Origin of the sequence: Saccharopolyspora kobensis (genome assembly GCF_900108315.1) — a bacterium.
Taxonomy (GTDB): Bacteria; Actinomycetota; Actinomycetes; order Mycobacteriales; family Pseudonocardiaceae; genus Saccharopolyspora; species Saccharopolyspora kobensis.
On record NZ_FNVB01000002.1, the window covers coordinates 304,568 to 325,986 of the forward strand.

Genomic DNA, 21,419 nt, shown 5'->3' on the forward strand with positions numbered 1-21,419 from the left:
CGGACGGCACGTCCGGACGACACGCAATTTCAATGGAAATCAGACGTCTGATTTCAATGGAATTTGCACACCGACGGCGTGTCGGGGTCCGACACGCCGACGGCGCGTCGGATTCCGCGCAATTTCAATGGAAATCAGGGGTCCAATTTCCATTGAAATTGCACGTGCGATTTCCATTGAAATTGCGGATGACCTCCCGCGGAGCGGTGTGGAGTGGTGTGGTGTGGTCAGGCCGGGAGGACGCGGGATTCGCCGACGGCGAGGTCCCAGAGCCGGTCCGGGTCGTGGCCCGCTTCGCGCCAGGCCTTGCGGACCCGGACCAGCGGCTCCACCACCGGTTCTCGGGTCAGCACGAAGGTGCCCCAGTGCATCGTCGCCGCGTGCGCCGCGCCCAGGTCCGCGACCGCCTGGACGGCCTCCTCCGGGTCCATGTGCACCGGCCTCATGAACCAGCGCGGGTCGTAGGCACCGATCGGCACCATCGCCACGTCGATGTCCGGGTACCGCTGCCCGATCTCGGCGAAGTGCGGGCCGTAGCCGCTGTCGCCGGCGTGGTAGACCCGGTGCCGCGGCCCGGTGATCATCCAGCTGCCCCACAGGCTCCGGCAGGTGTCGCGCGGGCCGCGGCGGCTCCAGTGCCGGGCCGGGGCGAAGTCGAAGGTCAGCCCGGCCACCTCCGCCGACTGCCACCAGTCGAGCTCGACGACCTCGGTGAAGCCGCGCCGCCGGAACCAGCGGCCCAGCCCGACGGGCACCAGCACCGGCGTCGACCGCGGCAGCCGCTGGATCGTCGGAGCGTCCAGGTGGTCGTAGTGGTTGTGGCTGATCACCACCGCGTCGATGGGCGGCAGCTCGCTGAAGGCCACGCCCGGCGGGGTCAAGCGCCGCGGCACGCCGGGGATCCGCGAGGACCACACCGGGTCGGTGAGCACCGTGGCCCCGCCCATCCGCAGCACGTACGTGGAATGCCCGACCCAGCTCAGCGCGGTGTCCTGCGCGGCGACCGGGGCCAGCCCGCTGCGCAGCACCGGGATCCGGTCGGCGTCCTCCACCCGCCCGCGGAACTCGCCGGTCCACATCAGCCGCATCACGTCCCGGAAGCTGGGCAGCGGAGCGTGCAGGCGATCGGCGTAGGAGGGCTGGAGACGAGGCGGCTGGTGCTGGATCGACACCACCCAAGACTGCCCTGCGCGCACCGCCCACCGCACCCGCAATCCTCGAGGATCACAGTCCCGGCAGAACCTCGCCCGGTCACCGCGTTCGTCGGCGGCTGGTGAGGCGTCGCAGGCCGCACCTCCGCGCGGAACGAGCCTGGAACGGCTCAGTCAGAACGCGGGCCAGGGGATCGCCGGCCAGTCCCCGGAGGGCGCCGGGAAGACGCCGGTGCCCAGGAGGCGGTCGATGCGGTTGCTGATCGCCTGGACCTCCTTCGGCGTGATGTGCTCGGCCAGCCGGGCCGCCAGCTCGCCCTCCATCAGGGCCCGCAGCTCGCCCAGCTTGTCGACGGCGTCGGCCGGCAGCGGCTCGCCGATCCAGCCCCACAGCACGGTGCGCAGCTTGTCGTCGGTGTTCAGGCTGACTCCGTGGTCCACGCCCAGCACGCGGCCGTCCGGGGCGTGCAGGATGTGGCCGCCCTTGCGGTCGGCGTTGTTGATCACGATGTCCAGCACCGCCAGCCGGCGCAGCTGCTCGTGGTCGGCGTGCGCCAGCACGACCGGATCACCGTGGTGGTCCTGGGCGCGCAGCACCGGCAGCCAGCCGTCCGGCACCTCGTCCGGGGCGACGATGCCGACCAGCCCGGAGTCCTCCTCGACATCCACCCACAGCTGCACCATGCCCGGCCCGAACGGCCCGTCGCGCAAGACCGTCGGCGGGATCAGTTCCCAGCCGGTCGCTTCGGCGATGAGGGCGGAGCCGACCTCGCGGCCGGCCAGCGTGCCGTCGGGGAAGTCCCACAGCGGGCGTTCCCCGCGCACCGGCTTGTAAACGCACTCAGCGGACAGGCCGTCGATCTCGATCCCGCAGAACAGCGTGGCGTTCGACGCCTCCACCAACCGCCCCTGGACGTCCAAGCGTCCGTTCAGGAGCAGCTCGTGCACCGCGGGATCGCCCGCGCGCACGTGCCTCAGACCTCTTCCGAACGGCGGTAGCCGTTCTGGCGCGGGCAGATGTGGCCGTTGGGGTCGAGCGGTTCGGCGCACAGCGGGCAGGGCTTGCGGCCGGCGTTGATGACGCGTTCGGCGCGCTCGGCGAACGCCCGCGCGTGCGCGGGGCTGAGGAACACCCGGAGTGCGTCCGGTCCCTCCTCGGTGTCGTCGAGCACCACCGATTCGTCGAGTTCCTCGTCGGTGACGGCCAGCAGTTCGACCACCACCGCCTCGGTCTCGGCGTCCCAGCCCAGCCCCATGGTCCCGACCCGGAACTCCTCGTCGACCGGGACCTGCAGCGGTTCGGTGTCGACGAGCGCCTCGGGCGTCTGGTTGGGCAGGTCGGCGTGGAAGCGCCGCTGCACTTCCTCCAGCAGCGCGCCGATGCGTTCGGCCAGCACCGACACCTGCTGCTTCTCGAGCTGCACGCTCACCGTGCGGACGTCCTCGGACGCCTGCAGGTAGAAAGTGCGCTCACCGGGTTCCCCGACCGTTCCGGCGACGAATCGGTCAGGTTGACGGAAGACGTGGATGACACGAGCCATGACCCCTCCGACACTAGGCCACCGAGCGCCCCGGGTGCGCGGCTGGCCCCCGTTTTGTTGGTCACCGCCGCACCAGGTGCCGGTCTACCCGCAGATCCCGCCCGCCCACCACCGGTTTCGCCGATGTTCGCCAATGGCGAACTGGAGCGCGCCGGGGGCCGGGCCGATACGCTCACCGGCGGTGGTCAAGATCGCGGGATGGAGCACGCCGATGAGCATGCGCGAACTACGTCGTCCGCCGAGGTTGCGCAGCGGTGACACGGTGGCGGTGGTGGCCCCGGCCGGGCCGGTGCCGGAGGAGCTGCTCGACGCCGGGCTCGCCCACCTGCGCGCCTGGGGCCTGCAGGTGCGCGTCGGCAAGCACGTCCGCGACCGCCATCCGGGACTGGGCTACCTGGCGGGCACCGACGCCGACCGGGCCGCCGACCTGCAGGAGGCCTGGTGCGATCCGGATGTGGCCGCGGTGCTCTGCGCGCGCGGCGGCTACGGCAGCATGCGGGTCCTGGACCACCTCGACTGGGCGGAGATGGCCGCGGCGGACCCGAAGGTGTTCACCGGCTCGAGCGACATCACCGCCCTGCACGACGCCGTCGCCACGCAGCTCGGCCTCGTCACGGTGTTCGGCCCGATGGTCGCCACGAAAGCGTTCGCGGAGGACGCCGCCGCGCGGGAGCACTTGCGCCGCACCCTCTTCCAGCCCGAGTCGGTCACCATCCTGACCCGCTCCACCGCGGACGCCCTGGTGCGCGGGCGCGCCCGAGGCACCACCTACGGCGGCAACCTCAGCATCGTCGCGGCGTCGCTCGGCGCCCCCGACGCACCGACGCCGCCGGAGCGCGGCATCGCGCTGCTGGAGGACATCACCGAATCCCCCTACCAGCTGGACCGGTTCCTCACCCAGCTGCTGCGCGCGGGCTGGTTCGACCGCGCCGCGGGCATCGCGCTCGGTTCGTGGACCGAGTGCGGGCCGCTGGAGGAGGTCCGCGCGGTGATGTCGGACCGGCTGGGCGGCTTGGGCGTGCCGATCCTGTGGGAACTCGGCTTCGGCCACTGCGCCGCGCAGCGCACCGTCCCGCTCGGTGTCGCCGCCGAACTCGACACCGACGCCCAACGGCTGTCGATCCTGAAACCCGCTCTGCTCTGAACGGAGCCACCACGCGATTTCAATGGAAATCAGGTGTCCGACTTCAATGGAAGTCGACGCCCTCCTCGGCGTGTCGGGATCCCGACTCGCCGACCGCGTGTCGGGATTGACGCGATTTCAATGGAAATCGGACGTCTGATTTCCATTGAAATCGCACTCGCCCGAGCGCGCCGGCGCGCAGTCCGGCCGAGGATCGGGATCAGGAACCGCCTTTGCGGCGGGCGTAGTGCTGGCGGGCTTTGGCCCTGTTGCCGCATCTGGCCATCGAGCACCACTGCCGGTTACGGGCCGGTGAGGTGTCCAGGAAGCGGAGTCCGCAGCGGTGGAAGGCGCAGACCGCCACTCGCGGGAACGGGTCGGCGGCCAGCAGTTCGATCGCATCGACGGCGACTTCCGCCAGAGCCGCCCGAACCGGGTCCTGCGGCTCCGGGCGGAACGCCTCGACGACTCCGCCCGCACCGAGGCGCAGCTGCACCGCGGCACGGTTCTCGCCGCGTGCCGCCGCGTTGACCAGCTCCACATCGGATTCCGCGATCGCCGAACCCCGCGCACGGGCGTCCACAGCCCGGTCGATCGCTTCGCGGAGTTCTCGCGCGTCCGCCACGTGCGCTTCCGACGGCGAGCTCTCCGACCGCAGCCCCACCTCGCGGAGCCACTCGGCCAGCGCGTCCGGCGTCACCAGCAGCTCCCGGCCGCCGCGGTAGCGGTCGCGCAGCGTGTTGACCAGGTCGAGGCAGAGCCGGCCGCCGTCGTGGACCCAGTCGCCCATCCTTGCCCTCCCCCTGCCGTCGATCTACCATCCTAATCTCTAACCCCCTTAGACAGTTAGAAACGGAGTCGATCGATGCCGTCCGACGAAGTCGCCCTGGTCAACGGCCTGCGCGTGCACTACACGACAGCGGGCAGCGGACCCGGGCTGGTCCTGCTGCACGGCTGGCCGCAGACCAGCCACTGCTGGCGCAAGCTGATCCCGGAGCTGGCCCGCACGCACACGGTGATCGCGCCGGACCTGCGCGGCTACGGCCGCACCGACAAGCCACGCGACGGCTACGACAAGCGCACGATGGCCACCGACATGGCCGAGCTGGTGGCGTCGCTGGGCTTCGACTCGGTCAGCGTGGTCGGCCACGACCGCGGCGCGCGGGTGGCGCACCGCTGGGGCCTGGACCGCCCGGACCAGGTCGACCGGCTGGCGCTGCTGGACATCGTGCCGACCCGCGAGATGTGGCGGCTGATGAACACCGAGGCGGGCACCGCCTACTGGCACTGGTTCTTCCACCTGCAGCCGGACCTGCCGGAACGCCTGGTGGGCAACGACGTCGCGGGCTACCTCGGGTACTTCTTCGAGCGCTGGACGGTGAACCGGCACGGCCTGGAGACCTCGGCGATCGAGGAGTACGTGCGCGCGTTCTCCGCGCCGGGAGCGCTGCGCGCCGGTTTCGACGACTACCGCGCGTCGTTCCCGCTCGACAGCGAGCACGACGACGCCGACGCCGACGCCGGCCGCAAGCTGACCATGCCGGTGCTGGCGCTGTGGGGATCGGCGGGCCTGCCCGCGAAGCTGCCGATGCGCGAGATCTGGCGCGACTACGCGGAGAACCCGACCTGCGCCGAGATCGCCGACTGCGGGCACTTCCTGGCCGAGGAGCGCCCCGAGCAGGTGCTGGCGCAGCTGCGGGAATTCCTGGCGCCCGGGAGGTAGTTCATAACCTCGTCAGCGAGCGAGAGGTGCCCCATGCGAGTCCGACCCGTCACGCCCGAACTGCTGGCGGCGGAGCTGGTCGACCGCATCGAAGCACTGCCCCGCCGCTGGGCGCGGATCGCGGTGGACGGCGCCCCGGCCGCCGACACCGGCGACTTCGCCGACTCCCTGGTGGAACCGCTGCGCACCCGCGGCCGCGAGGTGATCCGCATCCGCATGGCCGACTACCTGCGCCCGGCGTCCCTGCGCCTGGAACACGGCCACCACGACCCGGATTCGTACTACGCGAACTGGTTCGACCTGCGCGGCCTGACCCGCGAGGTGCTGGACCCGCTGTCCGACAGCGGGAGCGGCCGGGTCCTGCCCGCGCTCTGGGACGCCGCGGCGGACCGCTCGCCCCGCCTGCCCCGCGTCCAGCTCCCGGACCGGGCGGTGGCCGTGGTGGACGGACCGCTCCTGCTCGGCGCGGGCCTGCCGTTCGACTTCACCGTCCACCTCTGGCTCCCCGAAGCGGCCCTGAACCGCCGAACCCCCGCCGAGGACAGCTGGACCCTCCCGGCCTTCCACCGCTACGCCGAAGAGGTCTCCCCGCACCACCTGGCGGACTGCGTCGTCCGAGTCGACCGCCCGGGCCGTCCCGCGGTGGTGGACAGCCTGGAATGAGCAGCCGCGTGTTCCGTCCCTGGTCAAGACACGTGAGCGGTTCGGGGTGCTATAGCACCCCAATGCACTCACGGCCTCTGACCAGCGGAAACCTTGCCTCTCGCCGGTCCTACGCCACGCGGCGTTCGACGGTGGGGACTGCGGCCAGGAGTGTCTTGGTGTAGTCGTGCTGGGGGTCCAGGAGGACCTGCTCCACCGGGCCGACCTCCACCAGCTCGCCCCGGTACATCACCGCCACGCGGTCCGCGATGTTCCACGCCAGGCCCAGGTCGTGGGTGATCACCAGCGTCGACAGGTCGCGCTCCACGCGCAGGCGCAGCAGCAGCGACAGGATCTCGCCGCGCACGGTCGCGTCCAGCGACGCCACCGGCTCGTCGGCGACCAGCACCTTCGGCTCCAGCACCAGCGCGCCCGCGATCACCACGCGCTGCCGCTGTCCGCCCGAGAGCTCCTGCGGCAGGCGGCCGAAGAACTTCTCCGCGGGCCGCAGCTCCGCCGCTTCCAGCGCCGCGGTCACCCGGCCGCGCTCGTCGTCGGTGATGCCGTGGATCCGCAGTCCCTCCGCCACCGCCTCGTACACCGTGTGCCGCGGGTTGAGCGCTCCCGTCGGGTCCTGCAGCACCAGCTGCACCTGCCTGCGGTAGTCGCGCAGGCCCGCAGTGCCGGTCGGCAGCGGCACCCCGTCGTAGCGGACCGCTCCCCTGGTCGGTTTCTGCAGGCCCAGCAGGGTTCGCGCGAGCGTCGTCTTGCCCGATCCGGACTGCCCGACCAGGGCGACGATCTCCTTCTCCTCCACCGCCAGGTCGACTCCGCGCACCGCGTGCACGACCTGCCCGGAGCGGCCGGTGAAGTCGACGGCGACGTCCTCGGCGGCCAGCAGCGCGGCGCCCCGGGACGCGCTCTCGGTGAGCCGGAACTGCGGATCGCCCACCGTGGGGAACGCGTCGGCCAGCGCCTTGCTGTGCTCGTGCTGCGGCCGGGTCATCACCTGCTGGGCCGGACCGTGCTCCACCACTCGTCCCTGGTACATCACCGCCAGCTGCGCGCAGCTGGCCGAGAGCACGGACAGGTCGTGGCTGATCATCACCAGCGCGATGCCGCGCTCGGCCACCAGCCGGCGCATCAGCTCCAGGATCTGTGCCTGCACCACGACGTCCAGCGCCGTGGTGGGTTCGTCGGCGATCACCAGCCGCGGCTCGCACGCCAGCGCCATCGCGATCATGACGCGCTGCTTCTGCCCACCGGAGAGCTCGTGCGGGTAGGCGTTCGCCCGGTCGGCGGGAAGCTCCACCTGCGCCAGCAGCTCCGCGACCCGCGCGGGCAGGTCCTCGCCGCCGCTGCCGTGCAGCTTGATCGGCTCGGCGATCTGCTCGCCGATCGTGCGCACCGGGTTCAGCGCGTGCATCGCGCCCTGGAACACCACCGACGCGCTCGCCCAGCGCACCGCGCGCAGCCGCCCGAAGGTCATCTCGCGCACGTCCTCGCCGTCCAGCAGGACCTGCCCCTCGATGCGCGCCGAGCTCGGCAGCAACCGCAGCACCGACATCGCCACGGTCGTCTTCCCGCAGCCGGATTCGCCTGCGATCCCGAGGGTTTCGCCTTCGCCGAGGCTCAGGTTCACGCCCCGCACCGCGGGTTCCTCCGCGCCCCGGTAGGTCACCGACACGTCGCGCAGTTGCAGAATCGGACTCACCGCCGCCCCCGCAGCCTCGGGTTGAACACCGTCTCCAACGCCCGCCCGCACAGGGTGAAGGCGAGCACCACCACCACGATCCCCAGACCCGGCGGCAGCAGGTACCACCAGGCGCCACCGGTCACCGCACCGGTGTCCATCGCCGACTTCAGCATCGAGCCCCACGACACCAGGCTCGGGTCGCCGAGGCCCAGGAACGACAGCGTGGACTCGGCGATGATCGCGCTGGCCACCGCCAGCGTGGTGTTGGCGAACACCAGCGGCACCACGGCGGGCAGCACGTGCTTGCCGATGATGTGCCCGTGCCCGGCGCCCAGCGCGCGGGCCCGCTCGATGTACGGGCGGGTTTCGACGGTCAGCGTCTGCGCCCGCACCATGCGCGCCGTCGGCGGCCAGGACGTCACACCGATCGCCAGCACGATCGTCCACAGCCCGCGTTCGAGCACCGTGGACAGCGCGATGGCCAGCACGAGCGCGGGCAGCACCAGGAAGAAGTCGGTGAACCGCAGCAGGATTCGCGAGGTCCAGCCGCCGAAGTGCGCCGCGAGCACGCCGACCAGCGCACCGATCAGCACCGACAGCAACGCCGCGGCCAGCCCGACCACCAGCGACACCCGCGTGCCCCACCAGGTCAGCAGCAGCACCGAACGACCGGATTCATCGGTCCCGAGCCAGTACTCGCCGCTGGGCGCCTGCAGCGGCTCGCCGGTCGCGCGCGTGACGTCCAGGCCACCGGCGTCGGTGAGCAGCGGCGCGAGCAGCGCCAGCAGCCCGACGACGACCAGCACCACGAGCCCGACCAGCCCGCCCCGGTCGGCGCGGAACACGCGCCACGCCTCGGCCAACCGCGCCCGGCGGCGCGCCCGGACGATCTGGCCGGCGGTGGCCGTCACGATTCCCGCACCCTCGGGTCCAGCACTCGGTAGAGCAGCTCGGCCAGCACGTTCATCACCACCACACTCCCCGCCAGCACGATGAAGATCCCTTGCAGCAGCGGCAGATCCGGCACCCGCAGCGCCTCGAAGGTCAGCAGCCCGAGCCCGGGCCAGGAGAACACCGTCTCCACCGTGATCGCCCCGCCGACCACCAGCCCCATCCGCAGGAAGATCAGCGTGACGGTCGGCAGCAGCGCGTTGGGCACCGCGTGGCGGCGGCGCACCAGGTCTTCGCGCAGCCCCTTGGCGCGGGCGGTGGTCAGGTAGTCCTCGCCCATCTCCTCCAGCAGCGAGGACCGCATCACCATCAGGTACTCGGCGTAGATCACCGCGACCATGGTCAGCGCGGGCAGCACCAGGTGGTGCGCCACGTCGAGCAGCTGCGGCAGGAACTCGGCCGGGGTGTCCGGCGAGGACATCCCGCCGACCGGGAACAACCCGGGGATCGGGCCGACCCCGACGCCGAAGGCCATCAGCACGATCAGGCCGAGCCAGAACGTCGGCACCGACCACAGCGTCAGCGCCACCGAGGTCGATGTCTTGTCGAACGCGCCACCGTGCCGCCACGCCGCCCGCGAGCCCATCCACAGCCCGAGCACCACCGCGAGCGCCGTGGCGGTGCCCACCAGCAGCACCGTCGGCCCGATCCGCTCGAGGATCAGCTCCCCGACCGGGCGGCTGTAGGTGTAGGAGGTGCCGAGGTCACCGCGCAGCAGATTGCCGAGGAAGTCCAGGAACTGCTTCCACAGCGGCTGATCCAGCCCGAACCGCTCGCGCAGCACCTGGATCTGCTGCTCGGTGACCGGTGCCCCGCGCGTCATGGTGCGCACCGGATCGCCCGGTATCACCCGGAAGAGGAAGAACCCCAGCACCGCCACCAGGAACAGGCTGACCAGGCCGCCGCCGACCTTGCCGCCCAGGAAGCGGGCGAACCGGCGGCGGCCGGCGCTGGACGGCGCCTGGTCCGGGACGGTGGCAAGCAGATCGGACACGGTTCACTCCCTGGTGTCGGCGGTCGCCCGGCGGCGGACGAACACCAGCGCCACCACGACGCCGACCAGCACCACGACTCCGCCGAGCACCCACGCCACGGTGCTGTAGTCGGTGCCCGAGGTGCCGTTGACCGCCGCCTCGGTGGGTTCCGCGCCGTAGTAGCCCCAATAGCCCTGCTGCGCAACGATGACGCCGTCCTGCGCGGGCTGCAGGGTGAACCCGGCGTAGCGGTCGGTGCGGTAGGCCTCCAGCGAGTTCTGGTAGAAGAGGATCAGCCCGGCCGCCTGGTCGTAGAACCGCGCCTGCGCCTGGTTGACCAGGTCGACCCGCGCGGCCTTGTCGAACTCGCCGAGCTGCCGGTTGTAGAGGTCGTCGTACTGCTGGTCGCACAGGAACGAGTCGGTGTTGCCGCCGCCGCTCGGGCTGGGCCGCGCGCCGCAGGTCTGCAGCCGCAGCACGTAGTCCGGGTCGGGGTTGGCCGACCAGCCGCTGATCACCATGTCGAAGTCGCCTTCGGTGGTGCGGTCGTTGAGCTGGTTGTCCGACACCGGCTGCAGCTCCACGCCGATGCCCAGCTCCGACAGCCACCGCTTGACGAACTCGCCGACCTGGATGTCCTCCGAGCGGTTGCCGTGCAGCACGAAGTCGAAGTTCAGCGGTTCACCCTGCGGGGTGTGCCGGATGCCGTCCGCGCCGCGCGGGTAGCCGGCCGCGTCGAGCAGCCGGTTGGCCTCGGCCAGGTCGAAGGCCCGCGGCTGCGGCGGGTTCCAGTGGTAGTCGCTGAAGATCGGCGGCAGGTAGCCGCCACCGACCTGCGCGTAGCCGCCCATCACCCGGTCGACCAGCGCCTGCCGGTCGATGGCGTGATCGATGGCCTGCCGCACCCGCACGTCCTTCAGCGCCGGGTGCCCGGTGCCGATCGGCTCGTTCTCGCTGTTGGCGGCGCCCGGGTTGAGGATCATCTCGAAGAAGCGCCGGCCCTGGCCCTTGACCTGCTGGATGTCGGACTCGCCGGCCAGCGCGTCGAACTGCGCCGGGGTGAGCTTCTGCACCACGTCGACGTCGCCCTTGCGCAGCGCCTGCACCGCGGCGTCGCTGTTCTTGAACTGGATGAACTGCACCTGCGCGACCTTCGCCGGGCCGCGCCAGAAGTCCGGGTTGGCGGTCAGCGTGACGTCCTGCTCCGGGCGGTAGCCGGTGAGCACGAACGGCCCGCTGCCCACCACCGGCATCTGGTCGTTGGTGAAGCTCGCGACGTCGGTGACCTTCGACCACACGTGCTCGGGCACGATCGGCGCGTCGATGGCCAGCATCGTGGCCTGCGGCGTCTTGGTGCGGATGACCAGCGTGCCGTCATCCGGTGCGGTGACGGTGTCGAAGTTCTCCACGAAGTTGCCGTTGGCGGTGCTGGCCGCCGGATCGGTCATCATCCGGTTGAAGGTGTAGGCCGCGTCGCGAGCGGTCACCGGCTGCCCGTCGGACCACTTCACGCCGGGCCGGATGTGGAAGGTCCAGGTGAGCTTGTCCGGCGAGGTCTCCCACCTCTCGGCCAGCTCCGGTTCCACCTCGAAGTCCGCGGCGCGGTAGGTGGTCAGCGTCGGGTAGATGGACCGGAAGATGTCGGTGGAGGCGAGCGTGTAACCCAGGAACGGGTTGAGCGAGTCGATCTGCTGCTGCAACCCGATGCGCAGCGTGGCACCCTGCGGCCGCGCGCCGTCCTCCTGCGCAGCCGCGGGCAGCGGCACCATCAATCCGGCGAGCAACACGGCCAAGAGCGCGACGAATCGTCTGCCCACTTGTGACCCCCTCATCCACGGCGAGTGAGAGAAAGGAACCACCTCGTGGCGCTGTTCGTCAATGGTTAACCAAGAGTTGTCGCCACCTGACGTCACGCAGTGGAACCGAACCGTTACACCATCGGCGCGCCACCGCCCGAAAGCCTGGACAGGCCGCTCCGACGAACGCCGCTTTCGGGCCGCGACCGCGACGCCTCGCGCACCGGAGAACAGAAGGCGTCGCCTGCGCCGCAAACGCACAACCCACCCTCGCAACCGGCACCGCCGCGGGTTCTCAGCGTTCGCCTGGCGAGGACAGCCCGAGCGCCGTGCATCGGTCGTCCGTCCCGGAGTCCGGGCGGACGCCGAGGTTCCGCCACCCGCACCGCCACGCAGGACGAGTCGAGGATTCTCTAATAGATTGGCGGGCGTGCGGATCTTGCTCTCAGCTGACATGGAAGGCGTCACCGGTGTCACCTGGACCGATGACGTGGTGCCCGGAACCGAGCAGTGGCAGCGCTTCCGCCGGTTGTTCACCGGCGAGGTCAACGCCTGCGTCGAAGGCCTGTTCACCGCCGGGGCCACCGGCGTGCTGGTCAACGAGGCGCACTCCTCGCAGCGGAACCTGCTGCTGGAGGACCTCGACGAGCGGGCGGTGCTGCTGACCGGCAGGCACAAGCCGCTGTCCATGATGCAGGGCATCGAGTCCGATGTGGACGGTGTGGTGTTCCTCGGCTACCACGCGCGGGCGGGCGAGGAGGGCGTGCTGTCGCACACCTACCTGGAGAACTCCATCACCGGAGTCTGGCTGGACGGCCGCCCGGCGGGCGAGGGCGGGCTGAACGCGGCGCTCGCCGACGAGCACGGAGTGCCCGTCCTGCTGGTCACCGGGGACGACCGGGCCTGCGCGGAAGCCGCCGACTACGCGCCCTCGGCGCACACCGTCGTGGTCAAGGAGTGCGTCAGCCGCTACGCCGCGATCTGCCGCCCACCGGCCCGCACCGCGGCCGACATCCGCTCGGCGGCGGCGGAAAGCCTGCGCCTGGCCGGGCGCACCGCCGGCGACGTGCGACCGCACCGCATCGAGGTCGAGTTCGACGCCGCGCACCTGGCCGCCGCCGCGGCGGTGATCCCGACCGTGGAGCAGGTGGACGTGCGGCGGGTCGGCTTCGACGCACCGGACATGACCGAGGCGATGAAGGCGTTCAAGATCGTCACCACCATCGCCGCCCGGGCCGTCCAGGGGATCTACGGCTGACCGGGTCGCGCCGGCACCGGCCGAGGGCTCTCAGAGATCGCCCCAGCGGGCGGTCTGCCACTGGACCGCCTCCGGCCGCTGCCCGGTTCGGGTGAATTCGTCCAGCGCTGCGCGGAGTTCCCGGAACGGCAGCACCGCGTTGCGCGGGAACTTCAGCGTGCTGCCCGCGTCGAAGGGCAGGGCCGGGGCCTCCGGCGAGGGCTCCGGGTTGAGGGTGTGCCAGGACGTCATCTCGCCGTCCTCGGACTCCTCGGTGAAGTTCAGGACGCCGACCTCCTCCTCCGGATCGGTGACGATGCGGACCTGGAGGTAGGGCCCGGGCGCCTCGGGATCCCGGTGCGGCCGGTCCCAGACGTAGAGGTGGGCGGCTCCCGGCTGCGGCGGGCGCAGCACCTTGTCCACCAGTTCGGCCCTGTCGTCCTCGGTCTGCGCGTAGAAGCGCTCGCCGCCGACGACCGCGGTCGTGACGGTGACGCCCAGCTCGGTGTTGCGCGCACCGACGGCCTCGGAGCGCAGCCCCTCCAAGCAGATCCGCGCTTCCTTCAACGCCTTCATCGCCGCGCCCTGGTGGTAGACCAGATCGCCCCAGTACGGGTGGCCGAGCACCTTGTTGAGGTCGTCGTAGACCTCGTGGGTGGCCTCGATCAGCTTGTCCAGAGCGTCCACCGGGACATCCGCGAGGCGGGCGAACACCACCGCAGGCGGTTCTAGCGGGCCGGGCTCGACTTGTGCTGGATTCGACATGCGTTCCCTGCATCCACTTCGATCGTGGGCGACCCCCAGGACGCCCCTGCCCAGATCTCGTCCCCCAGCAGGCTACCGTGCGTCAGTGCACGGCCCCGAAGCGCCACCGGCTCAGCCGGCGGCGTCGCGCAGCACTCCGAGCGCAGGCCCGCCGTGCGGCGAACCGAGCGCCAATAACGCCCGCGCCAGCCCGTCCGCGTCGTCCAGGCCGAGCTCGGAGACCAGGTCCTCGGGCAGGCTGAGCATCGACAGCGCCACGCCGAGCATTCCCGCGTCCAGCAAGCCTGCGCCGCGGCGGCTGATCCGCCTGCCCACCGCGCTGTGCAGGTGCACGGCGGTGTCGACGTTGGCCTCGGTGATCGCGCTCAGCGCGGTGCGGACTTCCGGATTGCGGACCGCTTCGAGGTGCAGCTCGAACAACGCCAGGAACTGCGACCGCGCGCTGGTCGCCATCCGGCGCAGCATCGCCGCGTACAGCGCGGTGATGTCCTCGGAGCTGACGTCGGCGGGAATCTCGCTGCACAGCGCTTCCAGCGCTTCGGTGTGCCGGGCGGCGAGGTAGCGCGCGACGGCCAGGTACAGCGCGCTGCGCGTCGGGAAGTAGTTCTTCGTGGTGCCTTCGGGAACCTCGGCCTCACGATCGATCGCGCGATGGGTGAGCCCACGACCGCCCTCCCGCGCCAGCACCTCGATGGCGGCGTCGGCGAGCAGTTCTCTGCGGTTGCCTCGTTGCGGCATGCATCCCCTCGGTCTCGGCTGCTGATCAACAGCGTACCCGTCCACCACACCAGTGGTGGAGGCGGTCCTTGACCGCCATGTCATCAAATTGGTATAGACCTTACGTCCCTTCCGCTCGCCCACAGGAGCCACCGAATGTCGGAAACCGCGCCCGGCCACGCCGAGCACACGCTGGAACACCTGCGGAAGATCGGCGCGCACAACGCCGAGAACCTGCGCACCGCCGCCGAACGCCTGCTCACCGCGATCCGCGCGGACGGCCTGGTGTGCACCGCCGGGGCGGGCCACTCGCTGGCCGGCGTGATGGAGTCCTTCTACCGGGCGGGCGGGCTGGCCGCGGTCCGGCCCCTCTACCACCCCGACCTGCTGCCGCTGCACGGCGCGGTGCCCAGCACCCGCACCGAGCGGCGCTCCGGGCTGGCCGAGGAGATCCTCACCGCGGCCGGGTTCCGGGGCGGCGCGGACGCGCTGGTGGTGTTCTCCAACTCCGGGGTGAACCCCTATCCGGTGGAACTGGCCCGCACCGCCCGCGCGGCGGGCTCGTCGGTCATCGCCATCACCTCACCGGCGGCCAGCGCCGAAGCGCCCAAGCGCGCCGGGACCACGCTGGCCGAAGAAGCCGAGATCGTGCTGGACACCCTCGTGCCGGGCGGCGACGCCAGCTACCCGGCCGACGCACCCGTGACGGCCCCGCTGTCCTCCCTGTCCAACGCGTTCCTGTGGAACATGCTGCTGGTCGAGCTGTTCGACCTGGCCGCGGCCGCGGGCGTCGAGCTCCCGGTCTGGCGCAGCTCGAACACCGTCGGCGGCGACGAGGCGAACGCGGCGAACCTCGCCCACTACGGCGAGCGAGTCCCCGGCCTGCTCTGAGCCCTTCCGGACCGGCGGTCGCCGGGCCGAACCTCGGCACCCGGACGGCGATTTCGCGCGAAAGCGGCGCATCGCGCGCCTGCGGAACGACGATTTCGCGCGGAATCGCCGTCACTCGGACTCGAGCTGCGCGGCCAGTTCGGCGATCCTGCGCAGCTGCGCGGCCCGTTCGGCGGCCAGCTGCTGCTCCGGGTCGACCGCTTCGTCGGCCTGCGCCAGCAGCGCCAGCGTTTCGCGGACCGCGCCGAGCGGCGGCCGCGCGACGGCTTCGGCCAGCTCGTCGACCGCCACGTCGAGCCGTTCCGGCTCCACCACCGCGTTGACCAGCCCCAACCGCAGCGCCTCGACGGCGAGGATCTCGCGCCCGGTCAGGCAGATCTCCACCGCGCGGGCGTATCCGACGGTCCGGACCAGCGGCAGCGTGCCGCCCAGATCGGGGACGAGCCCCAGGCCGGTTTCGGCCATGCGGAAGCTGGCGTCGGCGGCGACCACTCTGAGATCGCACGCCAACGCCAGCTGGAATCCGGCACCGATCGCGTGCCCCCGCACCGCCGCGATGGTGACCCTGTCGGGTTCGCGCAACCAGCTGAACCCCTGCTGATAGCCGGCTATCTCGGCATCGGCCTGTTCGGTGGGGCGCCGGGCCAGTCCGGCCAGTCCCGGCGCCCCGTCGACTTCGGCGGCGGTGAACAGCCGCCGGTCCAGTCCGGCCGAGAACGCCCGGCCGGCGCCGCGCAGCACCACGACCCGGACTTCCGCGCCCAGGCATCGACCGATCTCCCGCAGCGCCTGCCAGGTGTGCGGTGTCTGCGCATTGAGCTTGTCCGGGCGGTTCAACGTGATCGTGGCCCGCCGACCGCGGATCGTGAGCCCCACACCGCCACGATCCAGCAGGCCGGCGTCCACCATCGACTCCGCCAAGCGGACCTCCTCGACGAGAGCCCGTCAGCACCCCGCTCGAGCGCGAGGCGACCGGGCTCCGAGGCGACCAGTGGTCGCCGGGCTCACTTCTTCTTGGAACGCGTGGCGCCCCCGCGACCGCGCAGCTGCACACCCGATTCGCTCAGCACGCGGTGCACGAATCCGTACGACCGGCCGGTCGCCTCCGCGAGAGCGCGGATGCTAGCCCCCTTCTCGTACTTCTTCCTCAGGTCACTGGCAAGCTTGTCCCGCGCACTACCTGTGATGCGCGCACCTTTCTTCAGCTCAGCCACGGTGTCCCCGCCTTCCCTCTGAGCAGGTCGGGCCTCGCGACCCCTGTCAGCGCAATGATCGAACAGGAAAGGCGGGAACGCCAGGCGATCATGGAAAAAAGATCGGCCAACGGCCGAGAAGGCCACCCGGCGATCACCGGAATGCACTAATCCATCCGTAGTAGTCGACTACGGGTGGACGGCGGTTGCTATGCCAGCTGGACGAGGTCGAGGTAATCGTCCGACCAGTGGTCCTCGGTGCCGTCGGGCAGCAGGATGACCCGTTCCGGTTCCAGCGCCTGCACCGCACCCGGGTCGTGCGTGACCAGCACGACAGCGCCGGTGAAGCTGCGCAGCGCGTCGAGCACCTGCTCGCGGCTGGCCGGGTCGAGGTTGTTCGTCGGCTCGTCCAGCAGCAGCACGTTGGCCGCGCTGGAGACCAGCCCTGCCAGCGCCAACCGCGTCTTCTCACCGCCGGAGAGGGTGCCCGCGGGCTGCTGCAGCTGCTCGCCCTGGAACAGGAACGCGCCCAGCAGGGTGCGCAGCTGCTGCTCAGGGGCGTCCGGGGCGGCGCTGCGGATGTTCTCCCAGACCGTGGCGTCGTGGTCCAGCGTCTCGTGCTCCTGCGCGAAGTAGCCGATGCGCAGGCCGTGACCTGGGACGACACCACCCGAATCGGACTTCTCCACACCACCCAGCAGCCGCAGCAGGGTGGTCTTGCCCGCACCGTTGAGGCCGAGCACGACGACCCGCGAGCCGCGGTCCACGGCGAGGTCGACGCCGCTGAAGATCTCCAGCGAGCCGTAGGACTTCGACAGCCCGTCGGCGGTCAGCGGGGTCCGGCCGCACGGGGCGGGCTCCGGGAAGCGGATCTTGGCGACCTTCTCCTGGGCCTGCTCGGTCTCGGCCTCGGACAGCAGCTTCTCCGCGCGGCGGGCCATGTTCTGCGCGGCGACCGCCTTGGTGGCCTTGGCGCGCATCTTGTTGGCCTGCGCCATCAGCGTGGAGGCCTTCTTCTCCGCGTTGGCGCGCTCGCGGCGGCGGCGCTTCTCGTCGGCCGCGCGGGCGTCCTGGTAGCGGGCCCAGTCCATGTTGTAGACGTCGGCCTCGCCGCGGATCGCGTCCAGGAACCACACCTTGTTGACCACCGCGGCCAGCAGGTCGATGTCGTGGCTGATCACCACCAGCCCGCCGTCGTGGGCCTTGAGGAAGTCGCGCAGCCAGTTGATCGAGTCGGCGTCGAGGTGGTTGGTCGGCTCGTCGAGCAGCAGCGTGGTCGCCGAGCGACCGCCCGGACCGGCCTCCGACGCGGCGAACAGGATGCGGGCCAGTTCGACGCGGCGGCGCTGACCGCCGGACAGGGTGCTCAGCGGCTGTTCCAGCACCCGGTCGGGCAGACCGAGGTTGCTGCAGATCCGCCCGGCCTCGCTCTCGGCGGCGTACCCGCCGCGCGCGGCGAAGCGCTCCTCCAGCCGGCCGTAGCGGGCGATCGCCTTGTCGCGCTGGCGCTCGTCGGCCAGCTCGGCCATCGCCGTCTGCGCCTTCTCCATGTCGCGCAGCAGCTGGTCCAGGCCGCGCGCGGACAGCACCCGGTCCTTGGCCGAGACGGTGAGGTCGCCTTCGCGCGGGTCCTGCGGCAGGTAGCCGAGCTCACCGCGGCGGATCACCTCGCCCGCGTAGGGCTCGCCCTCCCCCGCCAGCACTCGCAGGGTGGTCGTCTTGCCCGCGCCGTTGCGGCCGACCAGGCCGATCCGGTCGCCGGGCTGGACGCGCAGCATGGCGTCGGAGAGCAGGATGCGGGAACCGGCGCGCAGCTCCAGGCCGGTGGCAGAGATCAAGGGGAACTCCGGAAGTAGTGGTCGAGCGATTCCACGAGCACGCCCACCGGGCGGAGCCGGGGTGGGCGCGGAGGCTGAGCGGGCCCGTCAGCTAATCGATGAGCGGGCGGATCAGCGAGGGGGTGGCGCGGGCAGCGCGAACCACGAAACGCTTGGTGACCACGGAACCAGTGTAGCCGCCGCTGTCCACCGAATTGATCGCGGATCACATCTCGTCGGTCACACCCGGTCGTGGACGCTCACAGCACGAAGGTGTCGTTCCACAGCTGCGTGGTGCGCCCGGAGAGGGCTTCCAGCAGCGCGGCAGCCTGGTTGTCGGTGAGCGAGGCGACGAAGTCGATCACCGCCCGGCCGCGCGACATCCGCTCCAGGTGCTCGGTGTCGATCACCGCGGGCTCACCCGGCCGCACCAGCAGTTCCGGGGCCTCGCTGCGCAGCTGCGCGAACTCGGCGCGGGCCCGGTCGAAGAGGTCGCGCAGCCGGTGCGGCAACCGGGCGGCCTCGCTGCGGTCGATCAGCCAGTTGTCCAGCGCTTCCACCAGCTTGCTCACCAGCCGGTCCTGGCCGCGCTGGTGCAGCGCGAGGTCCGGCCGCTGCAGCACGAACCGGCGGTGCACGAACTTCAGCACCTGCACCTCGTGCCACTGCTCGACGGCCAGCGCGACGTGCCCGGAGCGCGTCGGCGGCTCCTCGACGACCTGGATGCCCTCCACCAGCCGCTGCGTCCACTCCCCGGAGAACGCCGCGACGGCCTGCTCGGCCTGCTGCGAGCGGTCGAAGGGCACTTCCAGCAGCTTGGTGACCAGGTTCGCGACGACCTTCTTGACGGCGCTGACGAACGCCTCGTCGTCGGCGATCCAGCCGTCCTTGGCGTGCAGGCGGCGGCGCAACCGCTCCAGCGAGCAGCCGGGGCGCATCCCGGCACCGGCCAGCTCGTCATCGGAGCGCCCGGCGAACTCCACCGCGTGCCCCAGCCACTCGGTCAGCTCGTGCGAGACGCTGGTGTGCTGCAGGATCCCGACGCGGTGGAAGTCCTCCAGGTCGTGGATCGCGTAGGCGATGTCGTCGGCGGTGTCCATGATCGACGCCTCGACGGTCTGCTGCCAGTCCGCCAGCCGCCCGCGGAACGGCGAGCGCGCGTCGACCATGTCCTCCAGCTCGGTGCTGTAGCAGGAGAACTTCACCGATCCGGTGCCCGGTCCGTCCTCCGGTTCGGAAGCGCCGCGCGGCGGCACCGGCAGATGACGCGGGTGCGGCTGCGGCTCGGTCAACCGCGTCCACGGGTACTTCAGCAGCGCCGCGCGCACGGCGGCGGTCAGGTCCAGGCCGTCGCCGTCGGTGCCGCGCACGTCGATGCGGGTCACCACGCGGTAGCTCTGGGCGTTGCCCTCGAAGCCGTCGGGCAGCGCGAACCGCTGCCGGGCGAGCCGGTCCAGCACGCCCTCGCCGAGGTGCCCGAACGGCGGGTGGCCGAGGTCGTGGCCGAGCCCGGCCGCTTCCACCACGTCCAGGTCGCAGCCGCCCAGCCGGTCGAGCTTGCTCAGATCGGTGGGATCGGACAGCAGCCGTTCGGCGATGGCCCGCGCGACCTGGGCGACCTTCAGGCTGTGCGTCAACCGGTTGTGCAGCAGCAGTCCGGAACCGCTGGGGCTGACGACCTGGGTCACCCCGCCCAGCCGGGCGAAGAACGCCGAGCTGGACACCCGGTCCCGGTCCGCCCGGAACGGGCTGGCGGCGAGATCACCGGGTGCCCGGCGCGTTCCCGAGCGACCACTGCGCCGACCGGTCCGAAGCTGCGCGTCGTACATGGCCACACGTTAGACGATTGATTCCGCGCTCATCCTGCGCGGCGGTCCCGGTCGGCAGCCCTGGCGGCGCGTTCCCGGCCCGGCGTGATCTGATTTCCCCGTGGCAGATGTCGTGGTGGTCGGCGGCGGTCCCGCAGGACGGGCCGCGGCGGCGGCCTGCAGCGACACCGGTCTGGAGGTCGTGCTGGTCGACCCGGCGCCGCGCCGCGTCTGGCCGCACACCTACGGCGCCTGGCGCGATGAGCTGCCCGCCGCGATCCCCGGCCCCGCGCTGGCATCGGTCGTGGACCGGATGGTCCTGCACGGCACGGACCAGCACGAATGGCATCGGCCGTACGCCGTCCTGGACAACACCGCGCTGTGGAAGCACCTCTGGCGTCACGACGTCGCGGAGGTCACCGGCCGCGCGCAGGCGGCCGAGCACGGGCCCACCGGGTCGACCGTGCTGCTCAAGGACGGCAGGCGGATCGCCGCCGCCGTCGTGGTCGACGCGACCGGCGCGGCGCGGGCGCTCTCCGGGGGCCGCCCGGCGCACACCTCCGCACAGCAGAGCGCGGTCGGCTGGGTGGTCAGCGCCGCCGCGGCCGAGCCGTTCTGCGGTCCCGGCGAGGGGGTCTTCATGGACTGGCGGCCGGCTCCGCAGACCCGCGGCGGCTGGCCGACGTTCCTCTACGCGGTGCACGTCGGCCCGGACCGGGTCCTGCTGGAGGAGACCTCGCTGGCCCGCCGTCCGGCGCTCCCGCTGGCGCTGCTGCGCAGGCGGTTGGCGGGACGGCTCGCCGAAGCGGGCGTGGCCGAGTCGGAGCGGCTCGCCGAGGAGCGCGTGCGGTTCCCGGTGGACGATCCGCTCCCCCGGCCGGGCCGGGTGATCCCGTTCGGCGCGGCCGGCGGTTTGGTGCACCCGGCGAGCGGGTTCAGCGTCGCCGCGTCGTTGCAGCGCGCACCGTGGCTGGCCGCGGCGATCAGCGCGGCCCTGCCGTCCGGGCCGGCGGTCGCGGCCCGCGCCGCGTGGTCGATCCTGTGGCCGCCGCGCGCGGTGTCCGGGCACGTGCTGCGGCACCGGGCGCTGCAGGCGCTGCTGTCGCTGCCGCCCGAACAGGTGCCGGAGTTCTTCGAGCTGTTCTTCCGGCTCGACGCCCGGCACCGCGCCGCGTTCCTGGCCGCCGAGGAGGACCCGGCGGGCACGGCGGCGGCGATGTCCGCGCTGTTCGCGAGCGCGCCCTGGCGCATCCGCAGGCGGCTGGCGCTGGGCGGTCTGACCGTCGGCCACCCGCAGGCCCGCCACGGTCTCGGCGGCACCTGACGGCTGTGGTGCCGCGGTGCCGCCCTCGCACCGCAGCTCGTGTTCCGCCACGCAGAGCGAGCCCGATTAC

General features: G+C 71.6%; 20 protein-coding genes. 6 read left to right on the forward strand and 14 right to left on the reverse strand.

The window, feature by feature from the left end; translation table 11 throughout:
* Window positions 1-227: 227 nt before the first annotated feature.
* The 3 genes from C4T78_RS01330 to C4T78_RS01340 form a co-directional block, all read right to left on the reverse strand.
* Window positions 228-1,172, reverse strand: coding sequence for an MBL fold metallo-hydrolase (locus C4T78_RS01330; protein ID WP_235862988.1), 945 nt, complete (start codon window positions 1,170-1,172; stop codon window positions 228-230).
* Between the two features lie 153 nt (window positions 1,173-1,325).
* On the reverse strand, window positions 1,326-2,120 hold the full coding sequence (locus C4T78_RS01335) for an SCO1664 family protein (RefSeq protein ID WP_093346014.1): 795 nt from the start codon (window positions 2,118-2,120) through the stop codon (window positions 1,326-1,328).
* A 5-nt stretch (window positions 2,121-2,125) separates the two neighbouring features.
* Window positions 2,126-2,692, reverse strand: coding sequence for a DUF3090 domain-containing protein (locus tag C4T78_RS01340; protein ID WP_093346011.1), 567 nt, complete (start codon window positions 2,690-2,692; stop codon window positions 2,126-2,128).
* 211 nt (window positions 2,693-2,903) lie between these two features.
* Here C4T78_RS01340 and C4T78_RS01345 point away from each other — a divergent pair, with 211 nt between their 5' ends.
* The gene (locus tag C4T78_RS01345; protein ID WP_093348321.1) at window positions 2,904-3,836 is read left to right on the forward strand and encodes a S66 peptidase family protein; all 933 of its coding nucleotides are present in this window, start codon (window positions 2,904-2,906) and stop codon (window positions 3,834-3,836) included.
* A 199-nt stretch (window positions 3,837-4,035) separates the two neighbouring features.
* Here the strand turns inward: C4T78_RS01345 and C4T78_RS01350 are convergent, their stop codons facing one another.
* On the reverse strand, window positions 4,036-4,605 hold the full coding sequence (locus C4T78_RS01350; protein WP_093346008.1) for a CGNR zinc finger domain-containing protein: 570 nt from the start codon (window positions 4,603-4,605) through the stop codon (window positions 4,036-4,038).
* Window positions 4,606-4,680: 75 nt separating this feature from the next.
* On the opposite strand from C4T78_RS01350, the gene C4T78_RS01355 reads away from it, so the two are divergent.
* Together C4T78_RS01355 and C4T78_RS01360 are read left to right on the forward strand one after the other, a co-directional pair.
* Window positions 4,681-5,538: an alpha/beta fold hydrolase gene (locus C4T78_RS01355; protein ID WP_093346005.1), complete on the forward strand. Its 858-nt coding sequence runs from the start codon at window positions 4,681-4,683 to the stop codon at window positions 5,536-5,538.
* Between the two features lie 33 nt (window positions 5,539-5,571).
* Window positions 5,572-6,201, forward strand: coding sequence for a nucleoside/nucleotide kinase family protein (locus C4T78_RS01360; protein ID WP_093346002.1), 630 nt, complete (start codon window positions 5,572-5,574; stop codon window positions 6,199-6,201).
* Between the two features lie 109 nt (window positions 6,202-6,310).
* Here the strand turns inward: C4T78_RS01360 and C4T78_RS01365 are convergent, their stop codons facing one another.
* The 4 genes from C4T78_RS01365 to C4T78_RS01380 are packed head-to-tail and all read right to left on the reverse strand — an operon-like array spanning window position 6,311 to window position 11,633.
* On the reverse strand, window positions 6,311-7,894 hold the full coding sequence (locus C4T78_RS01365) for an ABC transporter ATP-binding protein (RefSeq protein WP_093345999.1): 1,584 nt from the start codon (window positions 7,892-7,894) through the stop codon (window positions 6,311-6,313).
* The gene (locus C4T78_RS01370) at window positions 7,891-8,787 is read right to left on the reverse strand and encodes an ABC transporter permease (protein WP_093345997.1); all 897 of its coding nucleotides are present in this window, start codon (window positions 8,785-8,787) and stop codon (window positions 7,891-7,893) included. The genes C4T78_RS01365 and C4T78_RS01370 overlap by 4 nt, the downstream gene beginning before the upstream one ends.
* Entirely contained in the window at window positions 8,784-9,821 is a 1,038-nt protein-coding gene (locus C4T78_RS01375) for an ABC transporter permease (RefSeq protein ID WP_093345995.1), read from the reverse strand. The genes C4T78_RS01370 and C4T78_RS01375 overlap by 4 nt, the downstream gene beginning before the upstream one ends.
* A 3-nt stretch (window positions 9,822-9,824) precedes the next feature.
* Complete coding sequence (locus tag C4T78_RS01380; RefSeq protein WP_374703855.1) at window positions 9,825-11,633, reverse strand: ABC transporter substrate-binding protein; 1,809 nt, start codon at window positions 11,631-11,633, stop codon at window positions 9,825-9,827.
* A 394-nt stretch (window positions 11,634-12,027) separates the two neighbouring features.
* Here C4T78_RS01380 and C4T78_RS01385 point away from each other — a divergent pair, with 394 nt between their 5' ends.
* On the forward strand, window positions 12,028-12,855 hold the full coding sequence (locus C4T78_RS01385) for a M55 family metallopeptidase (RefSeq protein ID WP_177247376.1): 828 nt from the start codon (window positions 12,028-12,030) through the stop codon (window positions 12,853-12,855).
* A 30-nt stretch (window positions 12,856-12,885) separates the two neighbouring features.
* Here the strand turns inward: C4T78_RS01385 and C4T78_RS01390 are convergent, their stop codons facing one another.
* Both C4T78_RS01390 and C4T78_RS01395 read right to left on the reverse strand, forming a co-directional pair.
* On the reverse strand, window positions 12,886-13,599 hold the full coding sequence (locus C4T78_RS01390; RefSeq protein ID WP_093345987.1) for an Imm1 family immunity protein: 714 nt from the start codon (window positions 13,597-13,599) through the stop codon (window positions 12,886-12,888).
* Between the two features lie 111 nt (window positions 13,600-13,710).
* Window positions 13,711-14,337 (reverse strand): TetR/AcrR family transcriptional regulator, encoded by a 627-nt coding sequence (locus tag C4T78_RS01395; RefSeq protein ID WP_093345985.1) that lies wholly within the window; start codon window positions 14,335-14,337, stop codon window positions 13,711-13,713.
* A 135-nt stretch (window positions 14,338-14,472) separates the two neighbouring features.
* On the opposite strand from C4T78_RS01395, the gene C4T78_RS01400 reads away from it, so the two are divergent.
* Window positions 14,473-15,207: a sugar isomerase domain-containing protein gene (locus tag C4T78_RS01400; protein WP_093345983.1), complete on the forward strand. Its 735-nt coding sequence runs from the start codon at window positions 14,473-14,475 to the stop codon at window positions 15,205-15,207.
* A gap of 111 nt (window positions 15,208-15,318) precedes the next feature.
* Here the strand turns inward: C4T78_RS01400 and C4T78_RS01405 are convergent, their stop codons facing one another.
* From C4T78_RS01405 to C4T78_RS01420, 4 genes are all read right to left on the reverse strand, one after another.
* A complete protein-coding gene (locus C4T78_RS01405; RefSeq protein ID WP_309599252.1) occupies window positions 15,319-16,128 on the reverse strand; it encodes an enoyl-CoA hydratase/isomerase family protein in 810 nt (269 codons plus the stop codon).
* Window positions 16,129-16,211: 83 nt separating this feature from the next.
* Window positions 16,212-16,421, reverse strand: coding sequence for a helix-turn-helix domain-containing protein (locus C4T78_RS01410; protein ID WP_010310662.1), 210 nt, complete (start codon window positions 16,419-16,421; stop codon window positions 16,212-16,214).
* Between the two features lie 188 nt (window positions 16,422-16,609).
* Window positions 16,610-18,238 carry an ABC-F family ATP-binding cassette domain-containing protein gene (locus tag C4T78_RS01415; RefSeq protein ID WP_093345981.1) on the reverse strand — a complete coding sequence of 543 codons (1,629 nt, stop codon included), beginning with the start codon at window positions 18,236-18,238 and terminating at the stop codon, window positions 16,610-16,612.
* A gap of 239 nt (window positions 18,239-18,477) precedes the next feature.
* Window positions 18,478-20,046, reverse strand: a complete 1,569-nt coding sequence (locus C4T78_RS01420) for a deoxyguanosinetriphosphate triphosphohydrolase family protein (RefSeq protein WP_093345978.1) — start codon at window positions 20,044-20,046, stop codon at window positions 18,478-18,480.
* A gap of 100 nt (window positions 20,047-20,146) precedes the next feature.
* Between C4T78_RS01420 and C4T78_RS01425 the strand changes: the two genes are divergently transcribed.
* Window positions 20,147-21,349, forward strand: a complete 1,203-nt coding sequence (locus tag C4T78_RS01425; protein WP_177247375.1) for a lycopene cyclase family protein — start codon at window positions 20,147-20,149, stop codon at window positions 21,347-21,349.
* Window positions 21,350-21,419 lie beyond the last annotated feature (70 nt).